The 13,366-nt window shown below is 42.7% G+C and carries 13 protein-coding genes; 8 read left to right on the top strand and 5 right to left on the bottom strand.

The features are described from left to right. Window positions 1-162 precede the first annotated feature (162 nt). The 3 genes from CLV51_RS12250 (at window position 163) to CLV51_RS12240 (ending at window position 5,410) form a co-directional block, all read left to right on the top strand. Window positions 163-465: a choice-of-anchor Q domain-containing protein gene (locus CLV51_RS12250; RefSeq protein WP_106528313.1), complete on the top strand. Its 303-nt coding sequence runs from the start codon at window positions 163-165 to the stop codon at window positions 463-465. 457 nt (window positions 466-922) lie between these two features. Further along, window positions 923-3,982: a SusC/RagA family TonB-linked outer membrane protein gene (locus CLV51_RS12245; protein ID WP_106528312.1), complete on the top strand. Its 3,060-nt coding sequence runs from the start codon at window positions 923-925 to the stop codon at window positions 3,980-3,982. Window positions 3,983-4,000: 18 nt separating this feature from the next. Then, a complete protein-coding gene (locus CLV51_RS12240) occupies window positions 4,001-5,410 on the top strand; it encodes a RagB/SusD family nutrient uptake outer membrane protein (protein WP_158266984.1) in 1,410 nt (469 codons plus the stop codon). A 63-nt stretch (window positions 5,411-5,473) separates the two neighbouring features. Here the strand turns inward: CLV51_RS12240 and CLV51_RS12235 are convergent, their stop codons facing one another. The 3 genes from CLV51_RS12235 to CLV51_RS12225 form a co-directional block, all read right to left on the bottom strand. After that, complete coding sequence (locus CLV51_RS12235) at window positions 5,474-7,930, bottom strand: glycoside hydrolase family 95 protein (RefSeq protein WP_106528310.1); 2,457 nt, start codon at window positions 7,928-7,930, stop codon at window positions 5,474-5,476. 144 nt (window positions 7,931-8,074) lie between these two features. Continuing rightward, window positions 8,075-9,004, bottom strand: a complete 930-nt coding sequence (locus CLV51_RS12230) for a YihY/virulence factor BrkB family protein (RefSeq protein WP_106528309.1) — start codon at window positions 9,002-9,004, stop codon at window positions 8,075-8,077. Between the two features lie 224 nt (window positions 9,005-9,228). Beyond that, entirely contained in the window at window positions 9,229-9,549 is a 321-nt protein-coding gene (locus CLV51_RS12225) for a hypothetical protein (RefSeq protein ID WP_146151272.1), read from the bottom strand. A gap of 190 nt (window positions 9,550-9,739) precedes the next feature. On the opposite strand from CLV51_RS12225, the gene CLV51_RS12220 reads away from it, so the two are divergent. Continuing rightward, window positions 9,740-10,267, top strand: a complete 528-nt coding sequence (locus CLV51_RS12220) for a dihydrofolate reductase family protein (protein ID WP_106528307.1) — start codon at window positions 9,740-9,742, stop codon at window positions 10,265-10,267. Window positions 10,268-10,344: 77 nt separating this feature from the next. On the opposite strand, the gene CLV51_RS12215 is transcribed toward CLV51_RS12220, so the two are convergent. Next, window positions 10,345-10,725, bottom strand: a complete 381-nt coding sequence (locus tag CLV51_RS12215) for a tautomerase family protein (protein WP_106528306.1) — start codon at window positions 10,723-10,725, stop codon at window positions 10,345-10,347. Window positions 10,726-10,727: 2 nt separating this feature from the next. After that, the gene (locus tag CLV51_RS12210; protein ID WP_106528305.1) at window positions 10,728-11,126 is read right to left on the bottom strand and encodes a cupin domain-containing protein; all 399 of its coding nucleotides are present in this window, start codon (window positions 11,124-11,126) and stop codon (window positions 10,728-10,730) included. 90 nt (window positions 11,127-11,216) lie between these two features. On the opposite strand from CLV51_RS12210, the gene CLV51_RS12205 reads away from it, so the two are divergent. The 4 genes from CLV51_RS12205 (at window position 11,217) to CLV51_RS12190 (ending at window position 13,315) form a co-directional block, all read left to right on the top strand. Next, complete coding sequence (locus CLV51_RS12205) at window positions 11,217-12,119, top strand: LysR substrate-binding domain-containing protein (RefSeq protein WP_106528304.1); 903 nt, start codon at window positions 11,217-11,219, stop codon at window positions 12,117-12,119. After that, a complete protein-coding gene (locus CLV51_RS29905; protein ID WP_106528303.1) occupies window positions 12,079-12,246 on the top strand; it encodes a helix-turn-helix domain-containing protein in 168 nt (55 codons plus the stop codon). Before CLV51_RS12205 ends, CLV51_RS29905 begins: the two co-directional genes overlap by 41 nt. Window positions 12,247-12,420: 174 nt before the next feature. After that, the gene (locus CLV51_RS12195; RefSeq protein ID WP_106528302.1) at window positions 12,421-12,966 is read left to right on the top strand and encodes a hypothetical protein; all 546 of its coding nucleotides are present in this window, start codon (window positions 12,421-12,423) and stop codon (window positions 12,964-12,966) included. 1 nt (window position 12,967) lies between these two features. Continuing rightward, window positions 12,968-13,315, top strand: a complete 348-nt coding sequence (locus tag CLV51_RS12190; protein WP_106528301.1) for a helix-turn-helix domain-containing protein — start codon at window positions 12,968-12,970, stop codon at window positions 13,313-13,315. The last annotated feature ends 51 nt before the right edge of the window (window positions 13,316-13,366 follow it).

Genomic DNA, 13,366 nt, shown 5'->3' with positions numbered 1-13,366 from the left:
ACTTTATTGCAAACGATTGCATAAACACATTTTTCAACCGTTCCACAAAATGAAAAAAAAGCTCAGTGGCAGATGGTGCGAAGCTAACCAGCCATGACCGGCCGGATAGGGTATTGATTGCTTTTAATACCCCCGTAAATAACGTGGCCAATATCACACAAAGTGGATCCGGTATGGGAAGGCAATATCCTTTTTAATGTAGCAGGTGCCGGCAACATGCCCGTTACAGACTATATTACGGCCAACCCGTTGCTGGCAAGAAACAGTACAGGCACCTTCCACTTACAGGCAGGAAGCCCCGCTATTGGTAAAGCTTCCGGGTCTTATCCCTCCGTTCTCTATGACATGGATGGTCAACCACGCAGCAGCCGGCTGGATGCCGGTGCAGACCAGGTATCTGCAGCACCGGTAAAAGCACACATTTTAACTGCAGGAATGACAGGTTGCAATGGGGAGCAGCAATAACGGTGACGAGGGTACGTAGTTAGCTAAATATAAACACTCACTGCTATCATTTTGCAGTATAAAAAAATGCGTGCATTATATATTATCATGATAAAAAAACCTGCTTTTTTTATCAAAAAAGAACTACATTTATTATCAGATAGATATATACAACAAGCAAACCAAAATCTGAAAAGTAACCACCATTACTTTAGTGTTCCCTAGTCTGGATTAAGCCCAAATTATATCTTCATCTACTTTTGATTGTTTTTGCTGATTGATGTTGAAAGTAATTTTTTGTAGTGTCCCTGTCCATCATTGTCTGATGCAAATCATTTATATTTTGTATCAGCAGTAATAGTGAATCCCGCTTTCATTTCAATGCTACAAAATCACACTTTTTGTTTCGAACCGCTATGGTTCCGATACTGTATTACGTATACCCCTTAGCGTTAATTAACCAAAATCAATATTTGTTATGAGAAAAATTCTACTGCTGCTATTGCTGGCGTTAAGCGCTGCAGGCAGTTTGTCAGCCCAAACCCGCACCATTACAGGCAAGGTAACGGATGCCATGGATGGCACCCCACTGGCGGGAGTTTCTGTACATGTACCTAATACTACTACCGGAACGGTATGTAATGCCAATGGTGAATTTTCCCTGAAAGTAACTACTGCTGTGCAGGTACTGGAACTTACATTTGTTGGGTATCTTCCCCGGAAAGTTACCCTTGGAAACAATGATCACCTGGGGGTGGTATTGTTATCGCCCTCCGCCAGCGAACTACGGGAGGTACCTATTACCGGCTACGGGTCTATTGCTAAAAGTAAATATACCGGGGCATCTACTATTGTCACCAATAAAGAAATTGCCAATGTCCCTATTGGCTCGTTTGACCAGATATTACAAGGTAAGGCGGCCGGATTATATATCACTTCGGGCTCCGGTCAGCCGGGCGCAAATGCCACCGTGTTAATCAGGGGCGTAGGTTCTATTGAAGGAGGCACTGATCCTTTATATGTGTTAGACGGTGTACCTATTGAAACAGGGGTTTTCCGTACACTCAATCCCAACGACTTTGAAGCGATATCAGTATTAAAAGATGCGCCTGCAAAAGCCTTGTATGGCGGCAGAGGAGCTAACGGTGTAATTGTAATCACCTCTAAAAAAGGTAAAGCAGGTAAAACGCATTTTACCTATAATGGACAGACAGGCTGGAGTACACATACTCAAAATAAGTTTGATATGCTGAACTCCGCAGATAAACTACAACTGGAAGCAGGATTTAAGTCCGGCGTAGGCTGGGCATATTCCCGTAAAAATCCGGCTAACGCCAGCAAACCTGAAGCAACCCTTAAATTGTATGATGCTGCATTGGATTCACTCCGTAACATCAATACAGATTGGTTGTCGCTGGTGTACCGTACCGGTAAATTTACTTCTCAGCAACTGTCTGCATCCGGAGGAACCGACAAAACACAGTTCTATATTTCCGGTCAATATTTTTATCAGCAGGGAATTGCCATACGTTCTGACCTAAAAAGATATGCACTGCGTACAAACATAGATCATCAGTCAGGCAGATTAAAACTGGGTGTGCACATTGCAGCAGGCTATTCTCCCTCTAATTTTATAGAATCAGAATCCGGCATTGCACTGGCAAATCCGTTTGCAGCAGCCTACCTGGGAGAACCTTATGAAAACCCGTACGACAAACAGGGAAAGATCCTGACAACTTACCGGTTGCAGCAGATATACAGTGGTATACCACGACCATTATACGTCATCTCCAATCGTACAGGATCCAATGCACTGGCGCGGCCTGACGAGAGCTCTTCTCTAACTAACCAGTTAAAAACCACAGCCAATGTAAATGCATCTTTTGATATACTGGATGGCCTTTCTATCAAAACAAATCTGGGAGTAGATTTCAGAGAAACAGAGCAAACATCCAGTGCATTTCCTAATACCTATGCAGGTTCCAATGTAAAACCAGGCGGACAAGGATTTTTTTCAAAAGGAAATGTCCGTAACCTCCAACTGATCTCTACCAGCGGGTTTGAGTATAATCGTGTTATACAGAAAAAACATGAAATACTGGGTAATCTGTTGTTTGAAACCAACCGTCAAAGATACACCTCCTTTAACTATACCGGTTATGGCATCAACGGTCAATTGCTCAACACCCCTGCTGGTATTACTCCCGGCAACGTGGACAATGGACTCATACCTGTAGTAGGCGGTGGTAAAACAGAAAACGGTCTGAACTCCTATATCGCTTTTGGTACCTATACCTACGACAGCAGGTATACACTTAGCGGTAGTTACCGTGTAGACGGTTCTTCCAAAGTACCGGAAGCAAACCGTTACCATCCCTTTTACTCACTGGGGCTGAAATGGAATGCAAAGAATGAGTCATTCCTGCACACCAGCGATTTCCTTAGTACCCTGCAATTACGTGCCACTTACGGTACCTCTGCCAATGCCAATGGTTTTATCAGCGACTTTGGATATGTAGCGTCTTACGGTCAGGTAAATTATACCGACAAACAGGGCCAGGCCCCTACTTCTCCGGGTAATGCCAACTATGACTGGGAATATGCCAAAGAGTATAACTTCGGCGCTGATTTCGGTTTGCTGAATGAGCGTATATCCGGTACCATAGACTGGTACAGAAGAACTACCTATAACCTTTTCCTGGCACAGAAATATTCCTTTACTTCCGGCTTCAGCAGCCAGGTAGTGAACACAGGTAATATGCGCAACAGCGGCGTGGAAATGGTGCTGAATGTATATATCATCCGTAATCCAAAAAAAGAAATTTCATGGTCTGTAGGCGGCAATGTATCATATAACAAAAACAGGATCACCAATCTCGGACAGGCCAATGAATACCCTCAGGGAACAGCTATTGTACGGGTGGGACTCCCTTATGGAGCACATTACGCAGTGAAATGGGCCGGTGTGGATCCACAAACAGGCGATGCACAGTACTACACCAAAGACGGCAAAAAAACCAGTGTATTCAGTGAAGATAATAACGTAGCTGAATTTGGCACTTTTATACCACCTTGGGTAGGCGGATTTAATACCAGCTTTTCTTTCAAAGGAGCTACTATCAATGCCCTGTTCAGTTACGCACGGGATTTTACGCTCTTTAATAACCAACATTATTTCCTTACCAATCCTAACTATGTAGGTTCCTTTAACCAGGAAAAAAAGATGCTCACCTACTGGCAAAAACCTGGTGATATTACAGATGTACCCAGAACGGATGTGCCCAGACAATTTTCTTCACAGGATATTGAAAATGCCTCTTATCTCCGGTTCAGAAGTCTGAATATCTCTTACGCATTGCCTTCCAGGTTACTGCAAAAAACAAAAATACTGCAGGGTGTTTCTGTTTATTTCGCGGGAGAGAATTTATACGTATGGACTAAATACACCGGCCTGGATCCTGAAATCGGAGATAACCTGAGTCGTTTCCAATACCCGGCACAAAGAACTTACTCTTTCGGCTTAAACCTGACTTTCTAAAGTAAAATGCTCAATATTATGAAGAAGATAATATATATACTGGCTGCCACTTTCATGGGATTGGGATTGCAGTCGTGTACTAAAAATATAGACCTCCACCCTACCGATATTATTGATACCACCCGTGCTTTCCTTACATTAAGTGATGTGGACAAAGGGGTAATAGGCGGTTATGCAGGATGGTCTGCTGAAAATTCCATGTACGTTGGTGCCATCATGTCTGATGAAGTAAGATGGGGAAAAGACAACTCCGGACGCAATTACGGCATGTTACATAAATGGTCGTTCAGCTCCAGCGATGGGGATGCAGCAGGAGCCTGGTCCAGTCTTTACGTAGTAATTGACCGCGTGAATCACGTACTGGCAGATATTGATTCCGTACCGGCATTAAATGCCAACCAACAAGCCACCAAAAAACGTTTAAAAGGAGAAGCACTCGCCATCCGGGCTTTTGCGCACTTTGAACTGTTTCGGTGGTATTCGCAGGACTATACACCTTCATCACTCAGTGTACCGGTGATGCTGCGTTCTATCGTTTCAACACCTTCACGTAATACAGTACAGGAAGTGCTCGCGCAGGTAAATAAGGATCTCGCAGATGCCAAAGCACTGATACCTGCTACCTTCAAAGATATCTCCCGCATCACTAATATAGCTGTTGTGGCAGAACAGGCAAAGGTAGCCCTGTATTCCAAAGACTGGAAAAATGCTGCTGATTATGCGACCGCAGTTATTAACCAGGTACCGCTTATTACGATTGATAAATTCCCTAATCTGTGGACAGATCAGGACTCCACGGAAGTATTGTTTTGGCTCAAACACACTTCACAGGGCGATGTAACCACGCTATGGACAGATAATAATGGCCAGGTATTTTTCTCCCCTTCTTTTAAACTGATGGCGTTATATGATCAGACCAATGACGTACGCTATAATAGTTATTTCTATTTTGGCAATTGGGGTGGATGGGCTGAAAACTGGCTGGTAAACAAATTCTCCGGCCAAAATTCAGTGAACTATTTCAATAATGTAAAAGTGTTACGGGTATCTGAAATGTATCTCATACGCGCCGAAGCATTGGCTGAACTGAATGATATACCTAATGGTACCAAAGACCTCAATACCTTGCGTGCACAACGTATTAGCGGATATACCGATCAAACGTTTGCTTCTAAAGATAATCTGATCACTGCTGTGATGGAAGAGCGCTTCAAAGAATTGTTCCTGGAGGGTAACCGCTACTTCGATTTACGTAGAAGAAACTTACCGATTAACCGCGCTCCGGAAGATGTGAATCCCAATAATACCGGCACCGGTGACATCATGCAAAATCTCAACCCTACTGATTTCCGGTATATACTTCCGGTACCACAGGATGAAATTTTTGCGAATAAAAATATAGTGCAAAATAAAGGATACAATAACTAGCTTTTAGTGATTAGCTGTTAGCTTTTAGTTTGAAACTAGAAGCTAACAGCTAAAAGCTAATTGCTAATGCCTGACAGCTACCTGATAAGTCATTCCTCTTTTTGTATTAAAAACAATCATCCCGTTTTTATACTGATGCGGAATCACAACACCGCTACGATCCTTTACTACCGATGTTTCCGGCAGAATGATTTTACACAAGGCGCCATTGTTTGATAAAATGTTAGTCTGCTGTATTATTTTATTTTTCCAGGTAAAATCAACAACAAATCCATTTATTGCACAAAGTCCTTTTGCGGTTCCCGCTGCAAACTGTGCATTTGCAGGCAATGCTGGCAGGAGCCTGATAACATTTTCTTTACCGTGACTTTGCAGTAGCATTTCTGCAATACCTGCGGTAGCACCGAGGTTACCATCAATCTGAAAAGGAGGATGTGCGCAAAATAAATTAGCATAAGTACCTGCGCCGGAATTCATACTTATCTCACTGGTAGCAGAGGCAGGTACTAATAAGGCGGTCAACATTTTGTAAGCATGATCGCCATTGCCTAAACGCGACCAGAAAGCAATCTTCCAGGCACGTGACCATCCTGTGCCACCGTCGCCTCTTCTGTTAAGCGTTTTTTCAGCTGCAGCAGCCAATTCAGGTGTATCCCAGGGTGTAATTTCATCGTAAGGGTACAGGCCATACAAAGGCGATATATGACGATGATGCGGATCTGCTTCTTTATAATCTTCCAGCCATTCCTGCACGCCACCGGTAGTAGGACTGATCTGATCCGGCGCCAGGCGCACGAGTATATTTTTCAAACTATCGCACCAGGATTTATCTGTATTCAATATTTCCGCAGCCGCCAGGTTAGCATTGAGTATATCTCTGCATATCTGCATGTCTATGGTAGGTCCCATACAGGTTTGTCCCTGTTGCCCGTCAGGTAATACATATGCATTTTCAGGTGAATTGGAAGGTGCAGTTACCAGCCAGTGATGCACGGGCTCTGTGATTAAAACATCTTTATAAAACTTTGCAAGCCCCTTCATGACCGGATATACTTCCTGCAAAAACTTTTTATCATTTGTATACTGATAATGCTTCCACAAATGCGTAGCTGCCCAGGCACCACCGGTTGAAGTAGAGCCCCAGTCAGCCCCTTCGCCGGGAGATGTAAATCCCCATGGATTACTGATAACATGTGATACCCAACCATCTGCCTTATAATACACCTTAGCTGTATGCTGCCCATATCTGGCCATTTGTTCTACCAGTGTAAACAGTGGCTGATGACAATCCGCCAGGTTGGTAACTTCAGCCGGCCAGTAATTCATTTCTACATTAATGTCCAGGTGATAATCGCCATTCCAGGGTGTTTGGTATTCTTCGGCCCACAAGCCCTGTAAATTAGCCGGCATGCCGCCTTTGCGGGAAGAGCTGATTAACAGGTAACGTCCGAAATTAAAGTATAGCGATACCAGCGAAGCATCTTTACCACCTTCCTGTAAGCGTTGCAATCTTTCGGTAGTAGCCAGGTTTTTCACTGCATCATTGCTGTTGTCATCAAACGAAATACGGCAACGATTAAAGTAAGTGGTATAATCTTTTACATGTGCCTGTACCAGGGCCGGCCAGGTAATTGCTACTGCCTTGCTTATGTCGGTCAGCGCCTGGGGCATAGGATCCGGTCCGGGTGTTTCTACCTTTGGCCAGTTCATATTAGTGCGCATGGCCACCATTAACAGGCATTCATCCGCGTTATTAATTTCAATCTGATCATTATGCTGCACCTGTGTACCGCCTTTAGGCAATACTTTCAGTACAGCAGCGTATTTTACGCCTTCATCGCCATTACCGCCATTCAAAGCACCATTCATTTGTACCTGTCCGTTTACTACTTTTATGGTAGCACGTTCCTTGCGATACAACCCTGTACTGAATGACAGTGTACCCGGCTTATCGGCCACCAGTCTTATAATAACTACCTGTTGCGGTGCGGATACCAGCACTTCTTCCCTATAGTGATGACCGCCTCTTTCCCAGCTAAGTCTGGCCACCGCGCTATCTACACGCAGTTGCCACTGGTAATTTCGTACAGCCGATACCGTATCTTTCCAATGAATAAAAAGATCTCCCAGCGTTTGGTAACAGCCAAATTTTACATTGGCGCCATTTCCGTAGCCGGAGCCAGGGCCTTTACAAATAAAATACTGCTGCAACATTTTCTGCGCTTCAATATTCTTTCCTTGTAACAGCAGCTGTTGTATTTCCGGCAGATACTTCCCCGCTTCCTTACTATCTGCGTCCTCCACACCTCCGGACCACATAGATATTTCATTCAATACAATTCTTTCACTATTAGTATTCCCGAACACCATGGCACCTATGCGGCCATTCCCAAGCGGAGCAGCTGCGGTAAAGTGTTTGGCGGGTTCCTTGAATCGTATGGTTACATCAGATTGTGCAAATAGCGGGCAAGTGCCCAATAAAAGAGCAGCTTGTATCGTGGATATTATCTTGAACTTCATGGGAGTCAAGATAGAAAAATAATTGCGAATTACGAATTGCGAATTACGGATCGAAGCGATCTTCGCTCATAACTGAATAGCAAGAGGGATGTATTCAAGGAGAAACATTTCATCTCTTCATTAAAAATAAACAGCAAAAAATACTTATTTTTCTACAGCGTCCATCAGCTGGTACTTGCTGGCATTGGATAATGGATGTATGGGCTGTTCATTGCGGGCAGCCCAGGCATATGTGAAACATGCCCCGAAATAAAAGATCAGCGACGAATAAAACATAAACAGCAATAATAATACAGTAGATGCGGAAGCTCCATAGATGCTGTTGATACTGCTGTAAGTGAGCATTACTTTTAATACCAGTTTCCCGATGTTAAATAAGATACTGGTCACCAGTGCGCCTGTGAGTCCCACTTTCCACCGTGGACGGCCATCCGGTAAAAAATAAAATACAAGGAAAAACCATATTGTTACTATGATCACAGAAATCACATAGTTCAGCGCACTGTTATAATAGATGGCCAATGCAGGCAGATACAAGTCTATATACTTTCCCAGGAAGGCCTGCGCAGCTTCAGCAACCAGGTCAATAATAAATAGTATACCTGCAAAAACGATGACCAGCACACCTTTCATGCGTGATACCATTATTTGCCCAAAGCTTTTCTTTTGTGTGGGCCTGACTTTCCACAGTTCATTCAGTGAGCTTTTAATGATCTTAAAGAGTGTTGTAGCAACAAATAGTAAAAATACAAAGCCGCCGATAGCGATGATCCAGTTTTGTGCGATGCTCCGGAAAGCTTTGAGGGTATGGGTAATTGCGTCTGTGGTTTCTTTTCCAAACAGGCCTTCCAGTTGCTCCATTAAACGTTTGCCTACATGTTGCATACGGAAAATAAGCCGGAGCAGCTGTATGATAATTATCAATATCGCCGGCAACGCGAAGGTGGTGAAAAACGCAGTAGCACCTGCCATCCGCAATGGATCATTTGCCTGCAACTCTTTATATGCATCTTTAAAGGAGAGCAAAAAAAGTTGCCATTGCGGTAATCTCTTTTCTGTAGTAACATGTTCCATGCTTGCCGATTGATACTCAATTTACTGATTAATTTACTTTGCAACCAATCTAACCTGCCTGGTCTTGTTGTTGAAAATACAGTGGCGAGGGAAAACGTGCATATGGAATTTCTGAATACGATATTTATGTAAGTGATAAATCACAAATAAAAAAGCCTTGCTGAAAACAGCAAGGCTATAATACACTAATGGAGCTATTGTACATTGGTTGATTGAGTTGCTGGTTAGTTGGACTTATCCTCCAGCGGCGGATTTCTGAAAGGTACCCATTCAGCAATTTCGTGGATCTCCTCTTCGATTGATTCTAACCTCTCATCTATCAGATCAAATCTGTTATCGAATCTGACTTCCATGTGATCAATTCGCTCATCCATTGCATCGAATCGTTCATCCATGGCATTGAATCGTTTGTCCATGGCATTGAATCGTTTGTCAACAACGGCGAATAGTTCAACCACCGCTTCGAATCGCTTATCAATGACATCAAATCGTTTGTCTACAGAGTCAAACCTTTCCATAATTTGCTGCAAAGCTTCTGTTTCCATATACTTTATAAGTTTTGATGCGCTAAAATTAATGCATAAATAAACATCGAAAAACATATTCACAGATATTTTTTATTGCACTATTATCTTTAAAAAACCGCTATCAGCATGATTCTAAGCGTATCAAAATAAAAGTAAATTTTGTATAACTTTCTTATCTTTTAATGCTTCATCTTTGCAAAAAATTCACATGAAAAAACTGAAAGTTTATATCGCTATAGGCCTGGATGGATACATTGCTACAAAGGAAGGAAACATCGACTGGCTCACCGGATTCCCTAATCCGGAAGGTACAGACTACGGTTATACAGACTTTCTCGCTACTATTGATACTACCTTCATCGGGAATAGCACGTATAAGGATATATTAATCCTCAGTGAAACATTTCCTTATCCTGACAAAACAAATTATGTTTTTACCCGTGATGCAACGCAACAGAACACTGAGTTTGTGCAATTTATCAGCAAAGGCATTACTGCGTTTGTACGTGAAATAAAAGCGGGAAGTGGCAAAGACATCTGGCTGGTGGTCGGCGGACAATTAAATGGTGCACTACTACAGGAAGACCTGATAGACGAAATGATTATCCATATCATCCCGGTAGTATTGGGCGATGGTATTCCATTATTTGGCGGTATTGCTATGGAAAAAATTTTTAAACCAACAGCCACTAAAACATACAGTAGTGGCGTACTGGAGCTGCATTACGCACGCTGATTTCCTATACTCAACATATCTTCCGCCAGGTAACAGGGGAATCCCTAACGCCAACGGGCATACGGTGTTTTAAATACTTACGCCATTTGAGCAATTCCTCTTCCAAATGACCAGTCAGCCAGCTCATTTTCTACCAGCACAATGATCACATCGTCTTCACTCACCGGTGTGGTGGCTGCTATTTTTGCTGCAATAGATTGGTACAATTGTTTTTTCATTTCTACCGTTCGACCGGTTTTGGCTGTGATACGGATGTACAGCAGGTTATTGGTATGCGGCACATTAAAATAGCTATCAGGGGAAACAATATCTTCTGCGGGCATGGCATGAATCACCTGAAAATAGTCATCTACGGGAACGTTAAAGATATTGACAAGGCTATGATGAACAGCTGTTGAAATATCTTTTTTATTTTTTTTAGAGAGATGATCAGCAAGATAGATCTGTACGAAAGGCATGGCTATTGATTTACGATGATGTTTGATTGATTTTTTTTCAGCAAATAAATAGCTACAAAAGTAGCGGGTTTATCGTCATGTGCATTTTTAAATGCAGTGATCTCTTGTCCGGCTGCTTCGCGGAAAGCGTCGCCGGTATGCAGCAATACGGCCTCCTCTCCTGCCGGTTGGTAAAGGATTTCACCTGATACCACATAACCATATACTTCACATGGATGATGATGCACCGGTGCGCCCTGACCAGGTGCAAAAGTAATCTGATCCATGCGTACCTCTTCGATACTTGTTTTAGCTAATATCTGCTGGAACAATTGTTTGCGGTTGATAACAGTCGTTGGTGCTGATTGTGCCAGCAAACTCCCTGCGTATAATAACGGCATCATTAATAATAGTTTTTTCATGTGTGATGATTATTTCAACACAAACTTACCGTAATTTCATACTTTTACAATATTGAAACATTTAACGTCATACTTTAATAAAACTAAACTATGATAACAGACCTGCTGGACCTTGATTTACTCCGCACCTTTGTACTGGCAGTGGATATGGACAGCTTTGCCAGGGCAGCAGAACAGGTATCCCGTTCCCAATCTGCCGTGAGCCTGCAAATGCAGCGACTGGAAGAAATAACCGGGCATAAGCTGTTCCTTAAACAAGGGCGTGGCTGGCGATTAACAGCCAGTGGAGAACTATTGTTGGGCTATGCAAGGCAGCTGCTGGAAATAAATAACAAGGCAGTGGAGGCACTAACGGCCACGCATATAGCAGGACGAGTAAAGCTAGGGCTGCTGGCCGACTTCTCAGAAAGTGGGCTTCCATTAGTCCTGGCGCGCTTTGCCAGCGTGCATCCACAGGTAGAAATAGAAGTAACCATTGACCGGCAAGCAGTAATGCTGCAAAAGCTACAGGCAGGCAAACTGGATGTGATCACCACATTCGGAACACATACACCGGAAGATGCCATCGCAATTGGCCGGCTTCCCCTTCGCTGGATTGGCGGCAATAATAAAACAATAGCCCTGCAGGAACCATTACCACTGCTGCTGTTTGAATCGCCCTGTTTATTCAGGGCTGCCGGACTGGAAGCCCTGGACAAAGTAAAACGAAGCTGGCGCCCTGCCCTCACCAGTGCCAGTGTAGCAGGTATGTGGGCAGCTGCGCAGGCAGGCCTTGGAATTACTATCCGCACAGAAATGGGATTGCCCGCAGGCTGTATACCATTATCTGCCACAGCAGGATTACCTCCTTTATCGGAAGTACACATCTTTATGCTAACCTACCAAAAATCGCCTTCTCCTGCCGTAAAACGACTGATCGACATCTTACGTGAAACACTCACCGAACAGGTAAATGAGATCCGTAAAAGGACTAAAAAGCGGCACGGGCTATAAGATCAATGAAGTAGCTGATCTCTGTGGCTTTGCATCACAAACTAATTTTGGAAGGAATTTTCAGCAACAGTTTGGGATGCCACCAGCAGTATATGTAGCGCAGAAGCAATCGGATAAAGGGAAATAGGCAAGTGACTATTTTTTCAATTGGAGATGTGCTGTAATTTTTCTATTTTTATCTACCGGATACACACCGTATTCTTATAAGATATCTTCTTATATTTTTTCACTTTTCTTTCCCATAAGTCAACTTGTTCATGTGTTTTATTTAATCAATTAAATAAACCTATAAGTTGATTTTATGGAATTAATTCGTATCTTAGCTTCGAAGAATGAAGGGAGCCTTGATGGATTGTATTCAATACAATTCAAAGGCGAGTCCCAATGCGAGTATGATAAGCTATTGGAAAAATGGCGAAATCGATTGGAACTATTCTCATTTTTCAAAGAAAATATAAGTGACCTGCAAAACGGATTTTGGGGAAACATTACCATTGAAGAAGCAATGTCAATAACTGCTGTGGACGTAGATACCTTTGAAGAAATTCTCCGGATACACTCCCAGGGTGGCAGATATGAATTGCAATATATATTTCAGCCGTTATACAACCATGAATACAGGCTAACCTCTCTTCAAAAGAGTAAAGGGAAGATAAAAAGAAGTTGGTTAAGATTATATGCTCTCAGATTGGATGGTAATTGTTTTGTAATAACAGGAGGAGCCATTAAACTTACAAATGATATGCGTGCTGCTCATTTACAGGCAGAATTAAAAAAAATGGATCATATAAGAGCATTCCTACACGCAAAAGACATTTACATTCCTGATGACTTAAATTCATTATAATATGAATGATGAACAGAAAAAAAAATTTCTCGCACTGGTAAGCGATAAAACTTCTAGTTTTGAGGAGCGTGTTACTTTTCGCACAGAAAACAAGGCATGGCTTGCAAAATCAGGCGCTTTGGCAACTAAGATCATCATATTCTTAGACGCTCATAAAATCACACAAAAAGAGCTGGCGGAAAGACTTGGTATTTCGCCACAACAGGTAAACAAAATTTTGCAAGGCCAGGAGAATATGACCTTACAAACAATTACCGCTATTGAAACAGCACTGAATATTGAACTTATTAAAGTTGTATCTAATCCGGTACCGCGTGCGGCCATCAACAAGAATAGCGATCACGCATAAGGCTTCCCTTGCAACCCTCTATCCCTGTAATTATACTGTTTGCCTTCAAAT

This window comes from Chitinophaga niastensis (assembly GCF_003014755.1).
GTDB lineage: Bacteria > Bacteroidota > Bacteroidia > Chitinophagales > Chitinophagaceae > Chitinophaga > Chitinophaga niastensis.
This window is presented reverse-complemented; position numbering and strand designations above follow the sequence as displayed.